The sequence below is a fragment of the Streptomyces sp. NPDC006208 genome (genome assembly GCF_040613775.1).
Taxonomy (GTDB): domain Bacteria; phylum Actinomycetota; class Actinomycetes; order Streptomycetales; family Streptomycetaceae; genus Streptomyces.
On sequence record NZ_JBEXSW010000028.1, the window covers coordinates 86,327 to 110,542 of the forward strand.

Annotated in this window: 15 protein-coding genes and 3 pseudogenes; 10 read left to right on the forward strand and 8 right to left on the reverse strand. The window is 69.7% G+C overall.

Annotated features, from left to right (window positions below; translation table 11 throughout):
• Window positions 1-47 precede the first annotated feature (47 nt).
• From ABZ208_RS23230 to ABZ208_RS23240, 3 genes and pseudogenes are all read right to left on the reverse strand, one after another.
• Window positions 48-176: pseudogene (locus ABZ208_RS23230) on the reverse strand (IS5/IS1182 family transposase); the annotation flags it as partial.
• Window positions 166-4,740, reverse strand: a complete 4,575-nt coding sequence (locus ABZ208_RS23235; protein ID WP_356911367.1) for a HEAT repeat domain-containing protein — start codon at window positions 4,738-4,740, stop codon at window positions 166-168. The pseudogene ABZ208_RS23230 and the gene ABZ208_RS23235, both read right to left, overlap by 11 nt.
• 88 nt (window positions 4,741-4,828) lie before the next feature.
• Window positions 4,829-4,951: pseudogene (locus tag ABZ208_RS23240) on the reverse strand (IS5/IS1182 family transposase); the annotation flags it as partial.
• 202 nt (window positions 4,952-5,153) lie between these two features.
• On the opposite strand from ABZ208_RS23240, the gene bla reads away from it, so the two are divergent.
• The 3 genes from bla (at window position 5,154) to ABZ208_RS23255 (ending at window position 9,068) form a co-directional block, all read left to right on the forward strand.
• On the forward strand, window positions 5,154-5,996 hold the full coding sequence (bla, locus tag ABZ208_RS23245; RefSeq protein ID WP_356911390.1) for a class A beta-lactamase: 843 nt from the start codon (window positions 5,154-5,156) through the stop codon (window positions 5,994-5,996).
• Between the two features lie 289 nt (window positions 5,997-6,285).
• Entirely contained in the window at window positions 6,286-8,343 is a 2,058-nt protein-coding gene (locus tag ABZ208_RS23250) for a discoidin domain-containing protein (RefSeq protein ID WP_356911391.1), read from the forward strand.
• Between the two features lie 125 nt (window positions 8,344-8,468).
• Window positions 8,469-9,068, forward strand: a complete 600-nt coding sequence (locus tag ABZ208_RS23255; RefSeq protein ID WP_356911368.1) for a TetR family transcriptional regulator — start codon at window positions 8,469-8,471, stop codon at window positions 9,066-9,068.
• A 70-nt stretch (window positions 9,069-9,138) separates the two neighbouring features.
• Here the strand turns inward: ABZ208_RS23255 and ABZ208_RS23260 are convergent, their stop codons facing one another.
• Window positions 9,139-10,161: an asparaginase gene (locus tag ABZ208_RS23260; RefSeq protein WP_356911369.1), complete on the reverse strand. Its 1,023-nt coding sequence runs from the start codon at window positions 10,159-10,161 to the stop codon at window positions 9,139-9,141.
• Between the two features lie 206 nt (window positions 10,162-10,367).
• Here ABZ208_RS23260 and ABZ208_RS23265 point away from each other — a divergent pair, with 206 nt between their 5' ends.
• Window positions 10,368-10,838: an Lrp/AsnC family transcriptional regulator gene (locus tag ABZ208_RS23265; RefSeq protein WP_356911370.1), complete on the forward strand. Its 471-nt coding sequence runs from the start codon at window positions 10,368-10,370 to the stop codon at window positions 10,836-10,838.
• Here ABZ208_RS23265 and ABZ208_RS23270 read toward each other — a convergent pair.
• The 3 genes from ABZ208_RS23270 to ABZ208_RS23280 form a co-directional block, all read right to left on the reverse strand.
• On the reverse strand, window positions 10,816-11,277 hold the full coding sequence (locus ABZ208_RS23270) for a hypothetical protein (RefSeq protein WP_356911371.1): 462 nt from the start codon (window positions 11,275-11,277) through the stop codon (window positions 10,816-10,818). The genes ABZ208_RS23265 and ABZ208_RS23270 overlap by 23 nt on opposite strands.
• A 66-nt stretch (window positions 11,278-11,343) precedes the next feature.
• On the reverse strand, window positions 11,344-11,901 hold the full coding sequence (locus ABZ208_RS23275) for a hypothetical protein (RefSeq protein ID WP_356911372.1): 558 nt from the start codon (window positions 11,899-11,901) through the stop codon (window positions 11,344-11,346).
• A 69-nt stretch (window positions 11,902-11,970) separates the two neighbouring features.
• Entirely contained in the window at window positions 11,971-12,132 is a 162-nt protein-coding gene (locus tag ABZ208_RS23280) for a DUF5670 family protein (RefSeq protein ID WP_356911373.1), read from the reverse strand.
• Window positions 12,133-12,309: 177 nt separating this feature from the next.
• Here ABZ208_RS23280 and ABZ208_RS23285 point away from each other — a divergent pair, with 177 nt between their 5' ends.
• Complete coding sequence (locus ABZ208_RS23285) at window positions 12,310-13,515, forward strand: YbdK family carboxylate-amine ligase (RefSeq protein WP_356911374.1); 1,206 nt, start codon at window positions 12,310-12,312, stop codon at window positions 13,513-13,515.
• A gap of 49 nt (window positions 13,516-13,564) precedes the next feature.
• Window positions 13,565-15,112: an FAD-dependent oxidoreductase gene (locus ABZ208_RS23290; RefSeq protein WP_356911375.1), complete on the forward strand. Its 1,548-nt coding sequence runs from the start codon at window positions 13,565-13,567 to the stop codon at window positions 15,110-15,112.
• A gap of 372 nt (window positions 15,113-15,484) precedes the next feature.
• Here the strand turns inward: ABZ208_RS23290 and ABZ208_RS23295 are convergent.
• Window positions 15,485-15,711 (reverse strand): annotated as a pseudogene (locus ABZ208_RS23295) (hypothetical protein); the annotation flags it as partial.
• A 387-nt stretch (window positions 15,712-16,098) separates the two neighbouring features.
• Between ABZ208_RS23295 and ABZ208_RS23300 the strand changes: the two are divergent.
• The 4 genes from ABZ208_RS23300 to sbnB are packed head-to-tail and all read left to right on the forward strand — an operon-like array spanning window position 16,099 to window position 24,011.
• Window positions 16,099-18,693, forward strand: coding sequence for a Pls/PosA family non-ribosomal peptide synthetase (locus ABZ208_RS23300; protein WP_356911392.1), 2,595 nt, complete (start codon window positions 16,099-16,101; stop codon window positions 18,691-18,693).
• Entirely contained in the window at window positions 18,665-21,916 is a 3,252-nt protein-coding gene (locus tag ABZ208_RS23305; protein WP_356911376.1) for an amino acid adenylation domain-containing protein, read from the forward strand. The genes ABZ208_RS23300 and ABZ208_RS23305 overlap by 29 nt, the downstream gene beginning before the upstream one ends.
• Window positions 21,917-21,939: 23 nt before the next feature.
• A complete protein-coding gene (locus ABZ208_RS23310; RefSeq protein ID WP_356911377.1) occupies window positions 21,940-22,944 on the forward strand; it encodes a TauD/TfdA family dioxygenase in 1,005 nt (334 codons plus the stop codon).
• 32 nt (window positions 22,945-22,976) lie between these two features.
• Window positions 22,977-24,011 carry a 2,3-diaminopropionate biosynthesis protein SbnB gene (sbnB, locus tag ABZ208_RS23315; protein WP_356911378.1) on the forward strand — a complete coding sequence of 345 codons (1,035 nt, stop codon included), beginning with the start codon at window positions 22,977-22,979 and terminating at the stop codon, window positions 24,009-24,011.
• Window positions 24,012-24,216 lie beyond the last annotated feature (205 nt).

Sequence of the window (24,216 nt, forward strand, 5' to 3'; positions counted from 1 at the left end):
GCGAAGCCGAACGCTTCCGGTAAGGCCACCATGTCCTGTCCGGCACGTCATGAGAGGCGCCACAGACGTACGGCAGCAACGGTCACGGTGCCGTGGAGGACATGCGCCCACGTGTCGAAGCGGGTGGCCACGGCCCGGAAGCCCTTGAGGGCATCGATCGTTCGCTCAACCGAGTTCGATCCGTTCGAGGACGTCCGTGTACAGCCGCCGCCTGTCGGGGCGTGAGCGGGCGGCCGCGCGGGTGAGTGTGGGGACGGCGGCCTCCCCGAGAGAGACGAGTCCCTCGGCCGCAGCCCTGCGGACCACGGGATGCGCGTGGTCGAGCAGCGCGGTCACCGCGGACACCGCGGGAGCCCACTTGGCCCGGCACAGGACACGGATCGCCATGCGCTTCACGTCCGCCTGCGGGTCGTCCAGCAGCAGCGACGTGTGGTGCAGATGGGTCTCCCGGTCCAGCAGGGTCCGCGAGATCCGGTGCGCGTGCAGCCGGACCCGGCGCTCGCGGTGGCCCAGCAACTGCCCGATGACATCTGTCAGTTCCTGACCACCGTCACCGGTCGTGGCGTCGTCGTCCTCCGCCAGCCGCGTCAGCGCACGGCGTATCTGCTCCGGGGTGCCGCTGCGGGCGAGGTCGAACAGTTCCCGCCGCGACGCGTCCCGGCGGGCGACCCGCACCGGAACCCGTTCCCGCAGCGCCGCGAGCGCCGCCGCGTCCTCTCGTGCAGCGTCCGGGCCGCGCAACGGGCCGTCGACCAGGTGCAGTCCGTCCGCCGCCTCGTCACGTCCCTCGGCGCGCAGCCGCTCGATCACCCGCGTCAGTGCGGGGGTGCGCAGCAGCGGATCCGGCAGCAGATCCAGTACGCCCCAGGCGCCCGCGCCCAGACGCTCACCCAGCGCGTCGGCGAGCACGTCGGCGGGCACCCGGCGCAGAGCGAGCGCGGCGTCCCGCCGTACGGCGGACGGACCCTGCTCCCACCACTCCAGCAACACCGGGATCAGCGGCACGAGTTCCCAGGCACCGAGCTCCCGGGCGATGAGCAGGACCCTGTCCGGCAGGATGTCCCCGCTCCGCAGCTCCGGTCCGGCCGGCAGGCCCAGGTCGCGCAGACCCAGGACGGGAACGGTGACACGGCCGCGGAGAAAGGCCCGCAGCACCGGCATCCGCGCATGGGGATCCGGCCATGCGAGCAGCCGCCGGCCCGCCTCGTCACGGCGGTCCGGATCGCTGTCGGTCAGCATCGCCGTCAGCCGCTCGAACAGCGCGGACGACCGGGGCTGGTCGAGGTCGTCGGCGCGTACGGACCGTGCGGGCGGTGGTGCCGCGGCAGCCGTCTCGGTCAGGGTCCACTCGGGTGCGTCCAGGGGCTGAAGCCGCGTCATCCGGTCGAGGAGAGCGTCCCGGACACCGGGCGCGGCCGTCGGCCAGGCGTCGATCAGTGCGCCCAGCACCTCTCGCGACCCGAGGGCATCCGCGCGCCCGCCCCAGAAGGACTCCAGCGCATCCGGTGTGCGCAGTGCGACGCCCAGGGCCGCATGCCACGCACCGGCGGGGACCGTCCCGGAAGGCTGCTCCAAGGCGAACGCCTCCCGCAGGACGGCCACCGCGGCGCGGTCCGGATCGGCCGCGACGCCGGCAGCGGCGAGGTTGCGGTCGAGGTCGGCCCGGCCCACCACCGCCCCGGAGGCGCGCAGCAGAGGCAGTGTGCACCTGGCCCCGGGCAGGTCCCCGGCCGGCATCCGCACCGCGGCGGCGGCGAACTGCCGCCGGGACGGGGGCAGATCGGGGACGACGGTCTCGAGGATCGCCACGAGAGCGTCGCGTTCCTCGCCCGACGAGCCTGGCAGCGCATCGATGAAGACACCGGCGTGACGGACGAGAACCGCCCGCTCGTCGTCCGGCCACGGCGCCGGGCACAGCCGCAGAACGAGTCCCAGCAGCTGCCTGCGCGTCTCCGGCACGGTCTCGGCAAGATGGAGCCAGTCCGCGAGCAGCGGGCGCAACTCCCGCAGCCGTGCCGGCCCCGGCCGCTCGGTCCGTCCGGCGAGGCGCAGCGCGACCGCGGTGCTCCACCCGTCCGACACGAGCAGCACGGCGTCTGCGTCCGCCGACTCGTGCACACCGGACCCGGGGGAGGCCGGCCCGTCGACGCCGTGCGCGGCGAAAAGAGCGGCCAGGTCGGCGGGTGTTCCCGAGGACAGCGCGACACGGCCGGAAGCCACCAGCGCCAGCAGGGAGGGCACGATCACGGACCCTTGATGGCCGAGCGCGACGAGTGACCGGGCGGAAAGCCGGCCGTCGAGAGCCGACAGCAACAGCGTCCGGGCGGAGGTGTCCTCCGTGCCCTCCGCGGCTGCGAGGAGTGTCGCCGCGTACGCGTCGCCCAGCACGGCGTGCAGCGCTTCGACGAGCGTGTCCCGCAGTCCCGGATTGTTCGAACGCCCCAGCCGGTACAACAGGGCGGGCACCGCCTCCGGGGCACCCGCCCGGACGAGTGCCGCGGCGGCGGTCTTCCTGATGTTCATGGCCGGATGGCCGAGGCACGCGGCGATCGCACCACAGGCCCAGCGGGCGCGGGCCTGGCCCAGAGCCGTCAGCGCCTGCCGTACGGTCTGCACGTCGGGTGCGGCAGTGAGCGAGATCAGCGACGCCGACAGCGCCAGGGCGCCGTCACCCGCCGCGTCCTGCGCGAGCAGGGCGATCACATGCTTGCGCACGTGCCGGTCACGGTGGCGCAGCAGGCGGTGCACACGCGGGCGGGTGCCCTTGTACGGGCAGCGCCTCAACAGTTCCAGAAGCACGGCCTGTTCGCCGTCGGCCAGTCCGGGCCGGTCCAGCAGGTCCAGCACCGTGCCGGCCACGAACGCGTGACCCGCCTCTTCGGCGCCGTGCGCGTCCAGCAGACAAGCCGGCCGGATCTTCGCCCGCCCGTACAGCCTGCGGCCCATCGCACGCAGTGCGTCGGCCACCGCCTCGGGCACGAAAGGCTCGGCGGCATGCTCCTCGGAACCTCCCGGCTCGTGGGCGGCGACCAGTTCGCCCACGACGCGCAGCAGCAGGTCCGCAAGGGCAGGCACCGTGCCCGCGCTGCCGTGGGCGGCCAGCCGGCACAGCGCGGCGACGGGGTCGGACGGATCCATGTGCGCGCACAGAACGGCGAGTTCGTCCTCGTCGGGCGCGCCGAGATCGGCCGAGACACGAGCCGGCAGCTCCACCGGATCAAGTCGGCGGAGCAGGCTGCGGCGCCGTCGCGGATCCCGGTTCAGGTGCCACAGGAGCTCCAGCGCCCGATGGCGTACCGCACGAAGATGCGGCGCGACCACGTGCACGGAAGGGTCATCCGGATCCGCGGGCAGTCCGAGCCCCTCGGCCAGTACCTGTACCGTGCGTTCCCCTCCGATGGCCTCCAGGGTTTCCAGCGCCACCGCGGGGGCGTCCCGCAGTACTTCGATCACCGTCTCCTCGGCGTCCGTGTACCGCAGCGCGCGGATCGCCTCCAGGAACGGCGCCGGTCGGTGCGTCACCGAGAGCATCGCGGTGGCCAACTCGCCGATCGGCCGCGTGTCCACCCCCTGGCGGACCAGCGCGGTGAGCAACTCCAGCCGCCGCGGCCAGGACGGGTCGTCCATGGGTGCGTCCGCCAGGAGTCGCACCGTTTCGGTCCGGCACGTGTACAGCACGGTGGCGATATCGTCCGCCGGGACGGAGACGTCGGCCAGCGCAAGGCCCACGACCGACGGCAGGTCCGCGCCGCCAGGGAAGTGGCCGCGACGGTGGAGCGCGCGCAGGCATGCCGTCGCCGCGTTGCCGAACAGCAGCGGATCCCGCAGGGCGACGGCCGTCAGCTCGCCGATGTCACCGCGCTCGGCCCGTTCACCGAGCAGCTCCATCGCGTGCTGCCGCAGCCGCGGTGCGCGGTCCGGGTCGGTGACGACCGCCCGGAGCAGTTCGTCGTGCCCGTGGTGTGCCGCGGCGGCGAGCGCCGCCCCGGCCGCACGGTCCGCCGCGCCGTCCTGCCCGGCGGCGAGGAACGAGGCGAACGTCCCTGCGGGCAGCGGATCCAGTGCGGCCCACGGCTCGGTGAGTTCGCGCAGGATGTCGGCAGCGGTACTGCCGGTCCCCGCGGCCTCCAGCAGTGCGGCCAGCTGCTCACGCGCCCCGGACGGCGCCAGCACGCCCGCATGCAGCCCTTGCCGCACCAGGCGCAGCGTCTCGGCACGCAGCACCGGATCGGCGCTGCCCGCCAGCTCCCGTACGAGCTCCTCGGGCCGATGGGCGTCGCGGGCGTCGGTCGAGTGCACCGCCTGGTGGAGCAGTTCGCCGGGCGCCTCGCGCCCGGCGAGGGCAGGCTCGTTCAGCAACTCGGCGCGCAGCCAGGCGACACGTACCCCTTCCGGGAGGCCCGCGTCGCGCCACGCCGGCCAGGGGCGCCCACCGAGGTACGGTCCCAGCCGTTCGTACAGCCTCGCGACGGCGAGCGCGCGCTCCGGGTGCCCGGGATCCGGACCGGGCACCAGGTCCAGGAGATCCGCTTGCTCCGCCGCTTCACCGCCGCTGTCGGCGCAGGCGCGCTCGGCCAGCAGGGTCAGTCCCAGATCCCGCAGAGCCTCGCTCTCGTGGGCGAGCAGACACCGCACCTGCTCCAACGGGCAGGTGTGCGCGTCGACATGGCAGGACAGCCATCCCGCGTCGGCACGCGCGACGGCACGCTGGAAGGGCTGATCCGGTGTCCTGGTGTTCACCGTCGGATCCTAGGCAGCGAGGGCGCCCGTCCACCAACACGATTCGGGGGCACCCCGCGCGCCGACAGAGCCGGACCTGTCCGGTCGATCATGTTCGTAGCCAGATGACGAGCGCTGCGGCGGTCGCGGTCCCGAGGAAGGCGTAGCCGCGCCTGCCGTAGCGAGTGGCGACCGCGCGGTACGGCTTCAAACGGCTGATCGCCCGTTCGACGGGGCACCGCGCTCACCTCGCGCTGGGCGCGTTCGCCCCGATCACGCCCGGCGCGCCCCGGGTGGAACCCGAGACCCTCCCACACCGTCTGCAACAGCAGGGGGACCCGTCGAGAGGAAGCAGAGTCGTGGAGCCGAACGAGGCGGCACGGATGTCCCGCCGCGCCATCCTGGTCTGCGGGGTCGGGGCAGCGGTGGCCGGCATGCCCAGGCCGGCTGCGGCGTACGCGGCTTCGCCGCGGAACGACGCGGTCTCCAGGCAGCTTTGCGACCTCGAGCGGGAGCACGGTGCCCGGCTCGGGGTGTTCGCCCGCAACACGAGGACCGGCAGGTCCGTTCTCCACCGCGGGCACGAACGCTTTCCGATGTGTTCGGTGTTCAAGACGGTCGCCGCTGCCGCCGTCATGAGAGACCTCGACAAGAACGGTGACCATCTCTCACAGCGGATCCGGTACACGGAGAGCGACGTCGTGAAGTCCGGCTACGCCCCGATCACCGGACTGGAGCAGAACCTCGCCCATGGCATGAAGGTTGAGGAGCTGTGTGCCGCGGCCATCTCCTACAGCGACAACGCTGCGGCGAACCTCCTGCTCGGTGAGCTCGGCGGACCGACGTCGATCACCCGCTTCTGCCGCTCCGTCGGGGACGGCGTGACCAGGCTCGACCGGTGGGAGCCCGAGCTGAACTCGGCGGAACCGGGGCGCGTGACCGACACCACCAGCCCTCACGCCATCGGCAGGACCTACGCGCGGCTCACTCTCGGGGACTCTCTCGAGCCGCGGCACCGCGACCGTCTGACCGGATGGCTGCTGGACAACACGACCGGCGCCAAGCGCCTGCGAGCAGGCCTTCCCGAAGGCTGGACGGCCGCCGAGAAGACCGGAACCGGAAGCTACGGCACAACGAACGACGTGGGTATCACCTGGCCGTCCGGCCGGGATCCGATCGTGATGGCCGTCCTCTCGACCAAGCCGCAGGCCGATGCACCGGCGGACGAGGCGTTGATCAGCAAGACTGCCGCGCTTCTGGCCGCAGCCCTCACCTGACCATCGAGCAGGCGCACCGGCCCCACGTCCCGGTGGGCCCGATTCTCCTCGCATCCCACCGGATCGGGACGGCGGATCACGCCGTCGATCCCATCGCGCGCCCGGTGGGTCCGATTGCCGCACCGAGCCATCAGGTCATCCGTCCCGGACTATTGACTCCTTGTGTGATAGTCGCGATTCTCGTCCCACTAATTGCTCGGGTCATGACAATCCCTTGGGAACGCGTGACCCCGGACGGCCTCGGCTCATCGACCGGACCATCCGCTCACCGAAGGCATGAGTGATGACGATGACTCGACACTCGCACCGCCCCCGCAGGCCCATCGCGGTTCTGTCGTTGCTCCTCACCGTGGTGGCCATGGTCCTCGGCACAGCGCCCAGTTACTCGGCCGAGTCCGACTGGTGGACCCCGGCGGCACGGCCGGCGCCCGACTCCCAGATCAATGTCACGGGCGAACCGTTCAAGGGGACGGACTCCCAGGGACAGGTACGGGGCTTCGTCGACGCGCACAACCACCTGATGTCCAACGAGGCCTTCGGCGGCCGGCTCATCTGCGGCCAGACCTTCTCCGAGCAGGGGATCGCCGATGCGCTCAAGGACTGTCCCGAGCACTACCCCGACGGCTCGCTCGCGGTCTTCGACTTCATCACCAAGGGCGGCGACGGCAGGCACGACCCCGACGGATGGCCGACGTTCAAGGACTGGCCCGCCCATGACTCGCTGACCCACCAGCAGAACTACTACGCCTGGGTCGAACGGGCATGGCGCGGCGGCCAGCGGGTGATGGTCAACGACCTCGTCACCAACGGCGTCATCTGCTCGGTCTACTTCTTCAAGGACCGCAGCTGCGACGAGATGACCTCCATCCGCCTGCAGGCGCAGAAGACGTACGACATGCAGGCCTACATCGACAGGATGTACGGCGGCCCGGGCAAGGGCTGGTTCCGGATCGTCACGGACAGCGCGCAGGCCCGCGAGGTCGTCCAGCAGGGCAAACTGGCCGTCGTCCTGGGGGTCGAGACCTCCGAGCCGTTCGGCTGCAAGCAGATCCTGGACGTCGCGCAGTGCGGCAAGGACGACATCGACCGCGGCCTGGACGAGCTGCACAAGCTCGGCGTCCGCAGCATGTTCCTCTGCCACAAGTTCGACAACGCCCTGTGCGGGGTCCGGTTCGACTCGGGCACCCTCGGCACGGCGATCAACGTCGGCCAGTTCCTGTCGACCGGCACCTTCTGGAAGACGGAGAAGTGCACCGGGCCGCAGCACGACAACCCCATCGGCATCGCCCCGGCGGCCGCGGCCGAGAAGAAACTGCCGCAGGGCGTGGAGGTCCCCTCGTACGCGGCGGACGCGCAGTGCAACACCCGCGGGCTCACGGCGCTCGGCGAGTACGCCGTGCGCGGCATGATGAAACGCAAGATGATGCTGGAGATCGACCATATGAGCGTCAAGGCCGCGGGCCGGGCCTTCGACATCTTCGAGTCCGAGTCGTATCCCGGTGTGATCTCCTCGCACAGCTGGATGGACCTCAACTGGACCGAGCGGGTCTACCGTCTCGGCGGCTTCATCGCCCAGTACATGCACGGCGCCGAGGGATTCAGCGCGGAGTCGAAGCGCACGGACGCGCTGCGCGACAAGTACAACGTCGGCTACGGCTACGGCACCGACATGAACGGCGTCGGCGGCTGGCCGGGCCCCCGTGGCGCGGACACCCCGAACCCGGTGCGGTACCCCTTCCGCAGCGCCGACGGCGGCTCCGTCATCGACAGGCAGACCACCGGTGAGCGCACCTGGGACCTCAACACCGACGGCGCCGCGCACTACGGTCTGGTCCCGGACTGGCTGGAGGACATACGGATCGTCGGCGGCCAGGGTGTCGTGGACGACCTCTTCCGGGGCGCCGAGTCCTACCTCGACACCTGGGCGTCCTCCGAGAACCACAAGGCCGGGGTGAACCTCGCCGCAGGCGCGTCCGCATCGGCCAGTTCGTCGGAGTGGAGCCTGTTCACGAGTTACGCACCCGACAGGTCCGTGGACGGCAACGCGGGCACCCGCTGGGCGAGCGACTGGAGCAACGACCAGTGGCTGCAGATCGACCTCAAAGCCCCCAGCCTGATCAAGCGCGTCACCCTCAACTGGGAGCGCGCCTACGGGAAGGCGTACCGCATCGAAGTCTCCGCCGACGGGACGAACTGGCAGTCAGTGTGGTCCACGACCGCCGGGGACGGCGGCCTGGACACGGCGCGGTTCACCGGAACACCGGCCCGCTACGTGCGCGTCCACGGGGTGGAGCGCGGCACCCAATGGGGCTACTCCCTCCACGAGGTCGGCGTCTACAGCAGCTGACGCCACGATCCAGTGCCCATGGGCCGGGGCCGGCCGGATCAGCTCTCCTGATCCGGCCGGCCCCGGCCGCGTGACGCGGCACAGTACGGCACAGCACAGCACAGCACCGGAGCGAAGGGAACCACATGGCACGCATGCGATCGGCCGAGCGTCGCCGTCAGCTGATCGAGGCAGCGATCCGTGCGATGACCCGCGACGGTGTCTCCAGGACGACGACCCGGTCCATCGCCGCCGAGGCAGGCGTCTCACTGAGTGTCTTCCACTACTGCTTCGACTCCAAGCAGGCCCTGCTGGAGTCGGTCATCACGGCGATCACCGATCACTACCTCACGGTGGTGAAGGAGGCCATCCGGCCGAAGGCCACCCTCCGGGAGACCATCCGGGCGGGATTCCAGGCCTATTGGGACCATGTGTCCGCCAATCCGGGGGAACACATGCTCACTTACGAACTCACGCAGTACGCCCTGCGCGAGCCGGGGTTCGAACATCTGGCGCGACGGCAGTACGAGTTGTACTCCGACACCTACACCGAACTCATCGAAGAGCTCCGTCACAGCATGAAGTTCGAATTCCGCGTGCCCGTCCCCGTGCTGGCCCGCTATCTGGCGGTCATGACCGACGGACTGACCCTGAACTTCCTCGTTCTCGGCGAAGACAGTGCGGCGGCGCACATCCTCGACACGATCGCCGACCAGGTCGTCAGCCTCGTGCGCGACGACGTCTGACCGGCGCGCAGGCGACGGGCGGTGGCCAGGTCCGGGTCGGCTGGTTCGGGTTGCCCGGCCTCGGACGGGCCTATGCCTCGACGAGCTCTACGGCCGGGTCGGCGCCTGCGGGCAGTGCCTCGCCGAGCGCGTGCCGCAGTACCCGGTCCTGTTCCTGCGGGTCGGCCGCGGCGAGCAGGGCGGTGAGCACGGCGATCCGGGCCTGGCCGGCGCGCAGCGTGCCCGTCGGCACGGCTCCCGCGGCCACGAGGTCGACCGCACCGCCGTGGGTGTAGATCTCGGCGACCGGTCCGGACGGGACCCGGGTCGTCAGGGCGACGAGCACACCGCGGGCGGTCGCGGAGGCGACGGCCTCGGCGATCTCGGGGGTCGCGTTGCCGGAGCCGGTGGCCACGAGGACGATTCCCTGGGCCCCGGCGTCCACGGCCGCGTTCAGCAGCAGCGGGTCGGCGTCGGCGTGGTGCATGACCATGTCGACACGGGGCAGGGTGCCGGGCATACCCGGCAGCGCCAGCCCGGCGGGGCGCTGGGGATGCCGCAGTACGGAGACCCGGCCGAATCCGACGTTCCCGATACGGGCGCCGGACGGGTCGCCGAAGGCGTCGGAGGCGAGCGTCTGCGTCTTGATGGTGCCGCGGGCCGGGTGCACCTTGCCGTCGAAGGCGACGAGTACGCCGAGACCGCGCGTCGTGGCGGCGGTCAGCAGCGCGTCGTGAAGGTTGCCCGGCCCGTCGCCGTCGGCCGCGTCGAGCGGAAGCTGGGCGCCGGTGAAGACCACCGGGCGGGGGTCGTCGTGGTGCAGGTCGACCAGGAACGCCGACTCCTCCAGGGTGTCGGTGCCGTGGGTGACGACGATGCCGTCCACGCCCGGGTCGGTGAGCACCTCGTGCACCGTGTGCAGCAAGGTGAGCTGATGGGCGGTGGTGAGGCGGGGGCTGTTCACGCTGAACAGGTCGACGACCTCGATGGTGACGCCCTCGGGCACCGCGGCGGTCGCCATGACCTCCTGGCCGCGCGCGTCAGCGGCAAAACCCGACCCCTGCCAGCGGCTGGCTATCGTCCCGCCGGTACTGATGACGACGATCCGTCCCACAGTGCCCACTCCTCGTCGTTGTCGCCGGTGATGCGGCACGTTCGACGGGCACGCGGCCCGGCCCCGCTCGTGGCACCGGCCCGGCTGCGCCCCCATGCCTGATCCGGGGATGACCGGAGCAGCTCTGGCAATGATAGGAGCCTTGGCCCGCAATTTGATCGCCAATTTCACCCCGGTCAGCCACATCCGTAGTGGATGATTGCGTCATGGATGAGATCGACCGAGAAATCTTGCGCGAGCTCCAGAACGACGGGCGGCTCAGCAATCAGGAACTCGCCCAGCGAGTCGGCCTGACCCCCTCACCGTGCATGCGCCGCGTCCGGCAACTGGAGCAGGACGGGGTGATCCAGGGCTATCGGGCGGTCATCGACCCGGAGGCGGTCGAGAGGAGTTTCGAAGTGCTCGTCTCCATCGAGGTCAAGCGCGACCGTGAGGTGGTCGAGGCTTTCGAGGCGGCCCTTCAGGAGATCCCCGACATCATCGAGGCGTACCGGCTCTTCGGGAGCCCGGGATGCCTGCTGCGCATCGCGGTGGCAGATCTGCGCGCCTACGAGCGGCTGTGGATCGAGAAGCTGACCGCACTGTCCGGTGTCACCGAGGTCAACTCCCAGATCATCATGAAGCGGGTCAAGGAGCCGCGCGGTCTGCCGGTGTTCAGCTCGACAACAAGCGGTTGAAGAACGAACGGTACTTGCGCAGGGCCATGCGCAGGTCCTCGGTGTCCGCCTCCTCGCCCCGGTTCCACTGGCCCTCGAGGTCCTTCTTGTGCTGGGAGAACGTCGCGGCCAGCGTCTGCATCACGTCCGCGACGAGACCGTCGGCAGCATGGACCGCCTCCCGCGGGTCGTCCACGAACCGGCTCTGGATCTCCTGCCAGCGTGCGTGGAAGCCTTCCTCGTCCTCCGGCACCAGCAGCTGCGGGGGTTCATCGTCCGCAGGAAGAGCCTCCGCTTCCGCCGGCTCGGGTTCCGTCGCCGCCTCGGTGGACTCGCCGGGATACTCAGGGGCCTGCGACGACTCTGCGGGCTCTTGACGGGTGTCCTGTTCACGGGGTGCGGCAAGGTCGTCGGTGGACAGGCCGCCCCCGGTGGGGCCGGCTGTGCGTTCGCGTTCCATATCTCCTCCATTCGACCTGATCTCCTGCGCTCGGAAAACGCCGGAAATCCCGGTACATGGAAATGGTCAGGCCCGAGCGTGACGACGCCGGCCCCCGTCGGAGAGCAGTTCGTCGAACAAGGCGCGATAATGCACCATCGCACCTCGCAATTGCTCGGTCGTGGCTTCATGCTGCAAGCTGCGCTCATTGACGTCGTGAGCAACGCGGTAGTGCTCGACCGTGCGCCCGTGCTCGACCGAAAGATCCGCGAGCTTCTGGGCAAGGTTGTCGGTCGGATAGCCGCGTTCACGCATCAGCGAGGTCACCAAGAGGTCCGCGTCGTGCACGGCACCCTCAGGGCGATCCACGAATTCACCCTGCACGTTCTCCCAGTCCCGCGCATAGCGGTCCCGGACATCGGGCTGCAGCGGCCGGATGTCCAGCGAGTCATGACGCTTCTCGCGCTCGCTCAACTCACGGTCGGCCTCGCGCCGGCTGCCGGCGTCCTCGACCGTGCGCTCGTACTCCGGACCGAAACGCTCGCGCAGACGTCGGCGACGCACGACGTACGAGGCCGCCACGGCGAGCAGGCCGACCACCACGACGATGGCAATGATGATCGCCAAAAGGGTTCCAACAGACATCGAACCAACCCTCACAACGCTTTCGAGAGATTACGGAGATCCCCGCGACCGCCGTCAGTCATCGGCGACCTACCAGCGATACCAGCGACCCCCGCCGCCCGACGGCCTGACGAAGAACCCGATCAGCCACACGACCAACAGAATGATGGCGATCCACCACAATGCGTCGAGGGCGAAACCCGCACCGAAAAGAATCAGCACGAGAAGCAGAACGAGCAGCAGAGGAACCATGGGAATCAACCTCCGTGCTGCGACTTCCCCGATTGAGTTCCGCCACACACGTGTCGGACGAATTTGTTCCCGGTCCTGGCCGACCCCCTGTGTGCCCATCGAGGCGCGGGGTGGACGCGCCGCATGACCCTGGTGGAGCCGGTGGGCTCCGGGTACAGCCCACAACAGAATTCCGCAGTGGAGCCTCCGACCGACACCGCCGGCGGGTTTCAGGTGCTGACGATGGGGGTCGAGGAGGAGTTCTTCCTCGTCGACCGCCACTCGCGCGCTCCTGTGCCCAGGGCGCCGCCGGTGATCGCACGGGCTGCCGCCGTGCTGGGCGAGCAGGTGCAGGCCGAGTTCTACCGCTCCATGGTGGAGGTCTGTACGAACCCGACGGCCTCGTCCGCGAATCTGCGCGCCCAAATGACTGCTCTGCGGGGCGCGGTGGTGGGAGCCGCCCGGGACGCCGGCTGTCTGCTTCTCGCTTCCGGCACACCTGTCGTGCCCCCTTCCGGTCCCATTCCGGTCACGGACAAGCCCCGCTGCCGGCGCATGGAAGCCCTCTTTCGCGCGGCCGTGGACGGCAGAGACGGACCGACGTGCGGCTGCCACATACATGTCGGCTCCATCGACCGCTCGCAGGCCCTGGACCTGACCAATGGGGCACGCCCGTGGCTGCCCACCCTGCAGGCGCTCGCCGTCAACTCACCGTTCAGCGGGGGCCGGGACACCGGATTCGCCAGCCGGCGGGCCATACGGTCCGAACTCTGGCCCACGACCGAGCCCCCACCCGTGCTCAGCAGAACGGCATACGAAGCCACCGCCGACGCGCTCGTCACCTCCGGGATCCTGCTCGACCGGCGGTCGATCTCCTGGTACGCCCGGCCGTCCGAGCACGTACCGACGCTGGAGATCCGGATCGCGGACGTCAACGCCGATCTGGACACCGCCCTGCTCATCGCCGTGCTGACGCGCGGCCTGTGCACGGCGTTGCTCCCCGGCGTCCAGGACGGACGCCCGCCGCCGCACGTCCCGCCCGGCCTCCTGCGCGCCGCACACCGGCGAGCGGCCCGCCTCGGCTCCACGGGGCTGGGCATCGACCCTCTGACCGGCGCGGAGGTCCCGATGCGACAGCTCATCGAAGGACTGGCCGCCCGAGCGGCACCCGGCCTCTGCGCAGCCTCGGATCTGGCCCTGGCCCGGCAACTCCTCGATCGCCACCATGCCTTCGGCAGCGGCGCCGACCGCCAGCGCGCCCGCCACCTGCGCACCGGCAGCCTGAATGACGTCGTCGACCACCTGGCGGTCCTCACGGCCGGCGCCGGCGATCCGCTCGAGTGCGCCGCCACCTACGGGGTACTCGCCTCGTCGTGCACGCCGGGTCGTGTCGCACGCCCGTGATATCGGGCTCCCGCTGGTCAAGCGCCGTACGAAAGGCGAGGAGGACGTCATGGCGAACTCCGGGAAGCCGGCCGGATCACTGTGGACGGAGTACGACCCGGGCCCGGAACATCCCCCTCTCAGGGGCAACATCCGGGTCGACGTCGCCGTGGTCGGCGCGGGCATGGCCGGGATCTGCACGGCGTGGGAGCTGGTCCGGGCGGGTCGGCAGGTGGCACTCGTCGAGGCCGACCGGATCGCGCACGGCGTGACCGGCCACACCACGGCGAAGCTGTCGGCGTTGCACGGCATGGCGTACCACCGCATCCGCAAGGCCCGCGGTGCCGAGGGCGCTCGCCAGTACGCCGCCTCGCAGAAGGACGCCGTGACGCATGCACTCCAGGTGAGCGAAGCACTCGGCATCGACTGCGACCTGGAACGGACCGCCGCGTACACCTATGTCACTGATCCCGCGCGCACCGGGGACCTGCGCGAGGAGGCCGACGCTGCCGTGACCGCAGGTCTCATGGTCTCGTATGTCCAGGACGTGCCGCTCCCGTTCCCGGTCGCCGGAGCCGTACGGCTGGGCGATCAGGTGCAGTTCCACCCCCGCAAATTCCTGCTCGCCCTCGCCACCGATCTCACGCGCCGGGGCGGAAGGATCTACGAGTGCAGCCGTGTGACCGGCCTCCGGGAGTCGGACCGGTGCCGGCTGACCACAGACGGCGGCCATACCGTCGAGGCGGACGACGTCGTCGTGGCCACGCACTACCCGGTCTTCGACCGTGCTCTGCTCTTCACCAGGCTGGAACCGAAACGGGAGGTCGTCATCGCGGGGCCGCTGCCGCCGGACGGTCCTGTTCCGGACGGCATGTTCCTCACCGAGGACGACAACACCCGCTCGCTGCGCACCGCACCGGCAGGCGACCGCGGTCGCCTGCTGATCGTGACCGGCGAGAAGTTCACCCCCGGCGACCCGGGGGACCATGGCGCGGCCGCGCACTTCGGCTCTCTCACGCGGTGGACCACGAAGCACTTCCCGGACTTCAGCGTCACGCACCGCTGGGCCACGCAGGACAACTTCTCCACCGACCACGTTCCGTACGTCGGACGACTGCACGCCCGGGCAGAACACGCCTACGTGGCTACCGGCTTCGGAGGTTGGGGCCTGAGCGGAGGCGTGATGTCGGGCAAGCTGCTGGCCGGACTGATCACGGGCACGGCTCCGGCATGGTCGAGCCTGTACGACCCCGTCCGGCTGCACCCGCTGAGTGAGGGGCCGGAGATGCTGAGGCTGGGGGCGAAGACGGCCAAGCACTTCGTGGCCGACCGCCTGCCCGGCCGGTACACGGATTCGGTGGACGACATCGGACCGGGCGAGGGCGCTGTGGTACGCGGACGAGGCACCGGGCCACAGGCCGTGCACCGGGACACGTCCGGCGCTCTGCACCGTGTCTCTGCCCGCTGCACGCATCTCGGCTGCGTCGTGCACTTCGACGAAGCCGAGTCCGCCTGGGAGTGCCCTTGCCACGGGTCCCGTTTCGACGTGGACGGCCGAGTGCTCCACGGCCCGGCTGTCCGCTCCCTGGAGGCATGCGACACGGACGATGACGCCTAGGACAGGCGTCACGACGTGCTGCCGTGACGCACACAGTGTGAAGCCCTGTCTCTGCCCGTGCGGCCGCGGCCGGCGCGGGCCGCTGTGCGAGCACCGGGACACGTTCCCGGGCGTGCGGGTGCACACGGTGGTGGAGCAGCACCGGGTGCCGCCTACCGCGCGCGGGGCGTGACAGCCGGTCTCACATCGCTTGCACCGACGGAGAGTTCGCGCTGACCCGGCCCGGATCCCGGTGCACGAAGGCTTCGGTGACGAGGTGTCACACGGTGGGGGCGGAGAGTATGCCCCCGGCCGTGGGACAGGGGGCACATCCGCGCCACAGCGGAGCGCGGCGCCTCCCGGCCGCAGGGCAATGCCAGAAAAGCGGTCATGTCAAACCCGGCATCGGGGAAGCGGCTGGAAGCGGCTGATCACCTTCCGTCGCCAGGCATGGACGCCATGTGGCCGCGCAGCCAGTTGGCCCTCGCGGGCCTGCCGGCGCGGCTCCTGGCACGCGCGGCCGATCACGACTGCGCCACTTTCCGTACGCGCACGCCACCCGCAGTGATGCCGTGTTCCACACCCCGATGCACATGGCCGCGCACGCCCGGTTCCGCCCCACCCTTGCCCACCGCCCCGACCAGCGGACGGCTGCCGGGGAACGGACAGATCCCCGGGCGGCTCGTCGGCGGAGGTCACCGGCGGTGTCGGCCACTTCCGCGCGGCCTCCATCGCGGCGGATCGTGGACCGCCTTGCCGTCCACTGCTTTTACTGCACAGCTGCTTTTACTGCACAGCGGATTCGGTCAGATCCCTGTCGAGGAAGTAATCGCCTTCGAGTGGCAACCCGACGGTGGACGGCGGAGACTGGAGTCAGAGATTTGTGGCCGGACAAGAGCCCACGACCTAGTGGCTTCCGGATTACTCGCTCCGGCCACCGACGAGCGCGAGGACAGGACGCCGGCCGCGGCGGCCGGTGGTGGTCGATATTTCCTCAGGGAGCTCGCATGGAGGAAAATTCCGTCGAAGTCTTGACGCCCGGGCCGGATGAATCTGCAATCATCAAGCGCAGATACACCGGCCCGAAGACCGGCATCGAAAAAGAATTCGCCGATGTGCTGGCTGATGTCGCGTGCATCGAGCAGGTGCCGGTCGACGGCCACTTCTTCGATGACCTCGGCGCCAACTCGCTGGTGATGGCCCATTTCTGTGCACGAGTCAGGAAGCGGGCGGACCTGCCGTCGGTGTCGATGAAGGACATCTACCGGAACCCGACGATCCGAAGCCTGGCAACGGCCTTCGAGGATGCCGCACCCACCCCCGTCGAGACGCCGGTCCCGCTGTCGACCGAGGCAGTGGCACCAGCAGGCACACTGCGGTACGCCCTCTGCGGAACACTGCAGTTGCTGATTTTCGTCGGATACTGCTGCCTCTCCGGAATTGTCGTCGCCCGAGGCTACGAGTGGGTCTCCGCCGGCTCGGGTGTCACCGACGTCTACCTGCGCTCGGTCGTCTTCGGCGGCATCGGCTTCGTCGGCCTGTGCACCTTGCCGATCGTGGCCAAATGGATCCTCATCGGCCGGTGGAAGCCCCGCGACTTCCCGGTCTGGGGTCTGACCTATCTGCGCTTCTGGACCGTCAAGGCGCTGGTCCACGCCAACCCGATGATCTTCTTCGTCGGCAATCCGCTGTACGTGCTGTACCTGCGGGCCCTCGGCGCACGGATCGGCAAGGGGGTCACGGTCCTCTCCCGAACCATTCCGGTCTGCACCGACCTGCTCACGATCGGCGCCGGTACCGTGATCCGCAAGGAAGCGTTCCTCCTCTGCTACCGGGCGCACGCCGGGCGTATCCAGACCGGCCCGGTCACCCTCGGCAGCAACGTGTTCATCGGCGAGAAGACCGTGCTCGACATCGACACGTCGATGGGCGACGGTGCGCAACTCGGCCACTCATCGTCGCTGCACAGCGGCCAGGTGGTCCCCGACGGCCAGCGATGGCACGGATCCCCGGCACAGCGCACGGAGGTCGAGTACGTGAGGGTCGCACCGGCGCGCTGCGGCACGCTGCGCCGGGCCGGCTACGGCCTCGTCACCGTGCTCCAGGTGCTCCTGCTGTACGTGCCCCTGACCGTCGGGGGCCTGTACATGCTGCTGGCCGTGTTCCCTGCTCTGGTCAACGTGCCGGGCCTGGAGGCGGTGGGGATCACCACGCCGCAGCTCTTCACCGACGCGCTGGTCCTTTCCCTCGCGCTTTTCCTCGGCTTCGGCGTGGTGGGCCTCGCCGTACTGCTCACCGTTCCCCGCCTGCTGAACCTGCTGATCAAGCCGGACAAGGCCTATCCGCTGTACGGCTTTCATTACTCCGTGCACCGGGCGATCGCACGCATGACGAACATAAAGTTCTTCAAATGGCTCTTCGGCGACAGCTCCTACATCGTCCACTATCTGCGCGGCCTCGGTTACGACCTGTCCCAGGTCGAACAGACCGGCTCCAACTTCGGCACGGAAGTGCAGCACGAGACGCCGTACCTGAGCCGTGTCGGCAGCGGAACGATGATCGCCGACGGGCTCTCGATCATCAACGCCGACTTCTCGAGCACATCCTTTTGCGTGTCCGAGGCATCGATCGGGCCGCGCAACTTCCTCGGGAACAACATCGCCTATCCTTCGCGGGCCAGGACGGGCGACAACTGCCTCCTCGCGACCAAGGTGATGGTTCCGCTGGACGGCGAGGTCCGCGAGGGGGTGGGCCTGCTCGGCTCGCCCTGCTTCGAGATTCCCCGGTCGGTGGAGCGCGACAGCCGGTTCGACCATCTGCGGGGCGGGGACACCCTGCGCGACCACCTCGCCGCGAAGAACCGCTACAACATCCGCACGATGGGTGCGTTCCTGTTCGTGCGGTGGCTGCACCTGCTTGCGCTCACGCTCCTCGGCCTCGCGGCCGTCGAGCTGTACGGCGCTTTCGGACAGGTGATGATCGCCGCGTCCCTGGCCGTCGCCCTCGTGTTCACCGCGCTCTACTACGTACTGGTGGAACGCGTCATCACGGGATTCCGCGCACTGCGACCGCAGTTGTGCTCCATCTACGACCCGAACTTCTGGTTGCACGAGCGCCTTTGGAAGGTGCCGGTCGAATACTTCATGGTCTTCAACGGCACCCCCTTCAAGAACATGATCTGGCGGATGCTGGGTGTCCGGCTCGGGAGCAAGGTCTTCGACGACGGCTGCATCCTGACCGAGCGTACGCTCATCGCCATCGCGGACGGCTGCACGCTCAACGCCGGGAGCAAGATCCAGTGCCACTCGCAGGAGGACGGCACCTTCAAGTCCGACCACACCACGCTCGGCAGCGGCTGCACTCTCGGTGTCGGAGCCCACGTCCACTACGGCGTGACGATGGGCGACGGCGCGGTGCTCGCATCCGACTCCTTCCTCATGAAGGGCGAGGAGATGCCCCCGCACGCGTCGTGGGGAGGCAACCCTGCCTCGGAGATGCGACAAGCCCTCGGTCACCCCGTAGCGCCGGTGCGCGAACAGCACTGTGGGGCCGGTGAGCAGAGGGGAGGATGCAATGGGAACGCACATGGACCCCGGCCGTGACTTCTGGCGCGGTGTGCTCCTTGCCGGCGGTTTCACCCCGATCCCGCGGTGGACACTCCATCCGGTGCCGGGCGTGGGTGAGCACGAAGCGACTGTCCCGGACGAGGTCGTGGAAGGGCTGCGCCGGCTGACGGACGAGGCGGCGGTGCCGCACAGTTCGGTTCTGCTGGCCGCGCACGCGAAGGTGCTCGGCGCGCTGTCCGGCGAGACGGAGGTCGTGACCGGCTACGTTCCGCCGGAGGGCGGCCGGCCGTTGCCGTGCCGGCTGACGACGGATCCGGGCTCGTGGCGGACGCTGCTGCTGAGCGCGCACCAGGTCGAGTCGGAGCTGCTGTCGCACAAGGACTTCCCGATCGATGACCTGCGGCGCGAGCTGGGACTGACCGGGCCGCTCTTCGAGACCGTGCTCGATCCGGCCGGCGCCGGCGGTGAGCCGGCCGAGGACACGGCTTTGCGGGTGGGGATCGCGCACTGCGGCGGCCGGCTCGGACTGCGGCTGCGCTACCGCACCGAGGTGCTCGACGCCGACTGCGCGGCCCGCATCGCCGGCTATCACCTTGCCGCACTGAGGCTGATCGCCGCCGACCCCGATGCCGGGCACGGGCGGCAGAGCCTGCTGTCCGCCGAGGAGTTGCGCTTCCAGCTCGACGGGCTGGCGGGACCGTGCCGGGAGTTGCCGGACCTTCGGGTGCACGAGTTGTTCGAGCAGCAGGTGCGGGCGCATCCGGACGCCGTCGCGGCGATGCACGGCGGACGGGAGTGGACGTACCAGGAGCTCAACGCCCGCGCCAATCGGGTGGCACGCGCTCTGCTGGCCCGGGGCCTGCGCCGCGAAGGGGTCGTCGCAGTGGTGACCGAGCGCAACCTGGACTGGCTGGCCGCGGTCCTGGCGGTCTTCAAGGCCGGTGGAGTGTATCTGCCCATCGAGCCGCATTTCCCGGCCGAGCGCATCGCGACCACGCTCTCCCGCGCCGAGTGCGCCCTCGTACTGACCGAACGAGGCAGCACCGCCACCCTCGATCAGGCCCTCGACGCGCTGTCCTCGGTCCGGACACTCTTCGTCGACACGGCCTACGAGGAGGAACACGCCGACGATGATCCCGGCGTCGGCGTCGCGCCGGACCAGCTGGCCTACATCTACTTCACCTCCGGCTCCACCGGTGAGCCCAAGGGTGCGATGTGCGAGCACGCGGGCATGCTCAACCATCTCTACGCCAAGATCGACGACCTGGGGATCGGCGAGGGGCAGGTGGTGGCCCAGACCGCACCCCAGTGCTTCGACATCTCGCTGTGGCAGCTGCTGTCGGCGCTGCTGGTCGGTGGGCGGACCCTGCTGATCGAGCAGGAAGTGATCCTGGACGTCGAACGCTTCATCGACAAGATCATCGACGGCCGGGTGGCCGTGTTGCAGGTCGTGCCGTCGTACCTCGATGTCGTGCTGTCCTGTCTGGAGCAGCACCCCCGCGAGCTGCCGGACCTGCGGTGTGTGTCGGTCACCGGCGAGGCGTTGAAGAAGGAGCTCATCCAGCGCTGGTTCACGGCCGAGCCCAGGATCCAGCTGGTCAATGCCTACGGGCTGACCGAGACCTCGGACGACACGAACCACGAGGTCATGGACCGGGTGCCGGACGGGGACCGGGTCCCGCTCGGGCGCCCCGTCAACAACGTTCATGTCTACGTGGTCGACGAGCACCTGTCCCCCGTTCCGCTGGGCGCCCCGGGTGCGATCGTCTTCTCCGGGGTCTGCGTCGGGCGCGGATATGTCAACGACCCCGAACGCACCAGGCTGGCCTATCTGGACGATCCGCACCGCGCGGGCCGGCGGCTCTACCGGGGCGGCGACTACGGCCGCTGGCAGCCGGAGGGGAAGCTGGAGTTCCTCGGCCGCCGGGACAACCAGGTCAAGATCCGTGGCTTCCGCGTCGAGATCGGCGAGATCGAGAACACCCTGCTGCGGGTGCCCGGCGTCCGGGACGGCGCAGTGGTGATCGCCGAGCGGGCCGGCCGCAGCAAACACCTGGTGGCCTTCTACTGCGCACCGCAGCCCCTGGAGGTCGACGTCCTCCGGGACGGTCTGGGTGCCTCGCTGCCCGAGTACATGGTCCCGTCCGCCTTCCACTGGCGGGAAGACCTGCCGCTGACCGCCAACAGCAAGATCGACAGGAAGACACTGAGCGCGCTCGCCGGAGAACTCGACGTCGTCGAGGACGACCACCACGCGCCGAGCACGCCGACCGAACAGCGGATCGCGGACGCCTGGGAGCAGGTGCTCGGCATTCCGCGGCACCTGATCGGACGGCGGGACCACTTCTTCGACCGCGGCGGTACGTCGCTGACGGCAGTGAAGCTGGCCATCGCCCTGGACCGTGCGGTGACCCTCAAGGACGTCACCCGTCACCCGGCCCTCGCCGATCTTGCCGCAGTGGTCGACGGCAGGTCCGAGCGGTCCGGGCTGCTGCAGTCACTGTCGGGACCGGACCGGGCGCAGTCCGGTGCCCTGCTGTGCTTTCCCTGTGCCGGCGGCAACGCCGTGAACTTCCGGCCGATGGCCAGGGCTCTGCCGACCGGCGGCATGTCGGTCTACGCCGTGGAGCTGCCCGGTCACGATGTGGCCCGCGAGAGGGAGCCGTTCGCGCCGATGGCACAGGTGGCCGAGCAGATCGTCACCGAGATCACCCGGCGTGGCCTGACCAGGCTCCTCCTGTGGGGTCACTCCTCGGGCACCGCACTGGCCGTGGAGACGGCCAGGCAGCTGCAGGAGCGCGGCCTGGAGGTCCAGCGGGTGTTCCTGGGAGCGCAGCTGCTCGGTGACGCCGGCGACCGGCGCGCCGCCATCACCGAGCTGGCCGAGCGGAGCAACACGGAGATCGCCGCACGGCTGGCCGTGGACAGCGGGTACGCCGAGCTCGGTGAGCTGGATGCGCACCACGCCGAGCAGGTCGGTGCCGCCTTCCGGCACGACTGCGTGTCCGCACACCGCTATTTCGCCGACGCGCTGGATGCCCCACCGACAGTGAGGCTGCCCGCGCCGGTCACCGTGGTCGTTGCCGCAGACGACCCGAGCACGGCGGAGTTCCCGCGCCGGTACCGCGACTGGCAGCTCCTGGCCGAGCACGTCGACCTGCACGAGCTCGCCGACGGCGGCCACTACTTCCTGCGCACCCGTCCGACCGAGGCGGCCAAGGCCGTGCTGCGCGCCGCCGACTGGCCGGGCTCTTCCTGAGCCGCGACTGAAAGGAACACATGATGCCGTCCTCACTGCCGACATCACTGCTTGATGTGGAGTCACAACCCGGCAAACCTCCCATGCTGCGGGTCGAGGCCACGGCCGACGCGGCAACCTGGGTGGGCGAGCAGCGTGAAGCCCTGCGCGCCGTCGTCGCCGGGCGCGGGTCGGTCCTGGTCCGTGGCCTGGAGCTGCGCGACGCGGCCGAGTTCGGTGCTGTTCTTCAGCAGCTGGCCACCGCTCCGATGGCCGAGAAGGAGGCCTTCGCCCCCCGTCAGGCGTACTCCGAAGGCGTGTACTCGTCGTCGACATGGCCGCCGAACCAGCCGATGTGCATGCATCACGAACTGAGCTACCGGCTCGAGTTCCCCGGCCTGATGGTGTTCGCGTGCCTCGGTGCGCCCACCGCGGGCGGAGCCACCGCGGTGGCCGACTCACCGACCGTACTCGAGGCGCTGCCCACCGAGTTGACCGAGCGGTTCGAGCGGGAGGGCTGGCTGCTCACCCGCAGCTACAACGACGAGATCGGGGCGTCCTTGGCCGAGGCGTTCGGCACCGAGGACCGGGGGGCCATCGAGGACTACTGCCGCGCCAACGCGATCGAGTTCGAGTGGCAGGGCGACGGTGGACTGCGCACCAGGCAGCGCCGCAGCGCCGTGGTGCGACACCCCGTCACCGGCCGGCGCTGCTGGTTCAACCAGATCGCGTTCCTCAACGAGTGGACGATGGCCCCCGAGGTGCGCGAGTACCTGGTGGACGTCTACGGCGCCGACGGACTGCCGTTCAACACCCGCTTCGGCGAAGGCGACCCGATCGGCGAGGACGTCGTGCAACAGATCAACAAGGTCTACGACGACTGCACCGCACGCGAGCCGTGGCAGACCGGCGACCTGTTGTTCGTCGACAACATCCGCACCGCGCACAGCAGGGAGCCCTTCGAGGGACCGCGCGAGGTGCTGGTCGCGATGGCCGGGGCGGTACACCTGAACGACTGCTCACCGACCGTCGAAGTGACCGCAGGATGACCGTCATCCGTCCCCTCACTACGGAGTCCTCAATGTCCGAGCCGCTCACTGTGCCACCGTTCGCGGTGATCTCCGGTGCCCAGGTTCAGCACGTACTCCAGGGGCGCGAGAAGGAAATCGTCGAGGTGGTCGAGGCCACCTACAGGCTGCACAGCGCCGGCCAGTCGGTGAACCCGCCGTCCTACTTCCTGCGGCTGCCCGACCGCCCGTCCTCCCGGATCATCGCGCTGCCCGCCTCGATCGGCGGAGAGACGCGGGTGGACGGCCTGAAGTGGATCTCCAGCTTCCCGGCGAACGTGACGGCGGGCATCCCGCGGGCCTCGGCCGTGCTGATCCTCAACGACCACGACACCGGCTACCCGTTCGCCTGTCTGGAAAGCTCGATCATCAGCGCCACCAGGACGGCCGCGTCGGCGGCGTCGGCGGCCGCATGCCTCAGCCACAGCCGGCCGCGGCCGACGCGCGTCGGGTTCGTCGGGGCGGGCCTGATCGCCCGCTACATCCACACCTTCCTGGCCGGCACAGGCTGGTCGTTCGACGAGATCGGCGTGCACGACCTGTCCGCCGACAGCGCGGCCGGCTTCCGCTGTTACCTGGAACAGTCGGGCACAGCCGGCAGGATCACCGTGCACGACAGCACCGAGGAGCTGATCCGCCTCAGCGACCTGGTGGTCTTCGCCACCGTCGCCGGTCAGCCGCACGTCAGCGACCTGTCGCTGTTCGCACACCATCCACTGGTGCTGCACGTGTCACTGCGCGACCTCGCGCCGGTGATCGTGCTCGCCTCGACCAACATCGTCGACGACATCGAGCACTGTCTGAAGGCCGACACCTCGACGCATCTGGCCGAGCAGCTCACAGGCAACCGGGACTTCCTGCACGGCACGCTGGACGACGTGATGGCCGGGCGGGTGACGGTACCGGCGGACCGGACGGTGGTGTTCTCGCCCTTCGGCCTCGGCGTCCTCGACCTCGCCGTGGGCAAGTGGGTCTACGACGAGGTGGCCCGCTCCGGAGACTTGCACGTCGTCGACGACTTCTTCCACGAACTGAGCCGGTACGGATGAACCGGCCGCGAGCCCTGGAGGGTTGTACAGGAATCCCAGTGAGAGATCACCGGTCGAGCCGCCGTACGTCAGGGCGCCCGACACCACCGACACTGACGCAGAGTTCCGTCGTCCGGCCTTGCGGGACGCAGGCTCCGGCCCAGGCGAGCGATAAGCCCGTATGCGGCCGGACGGACGTTGCGAACGTGCTCTGCTGCAGATGAGG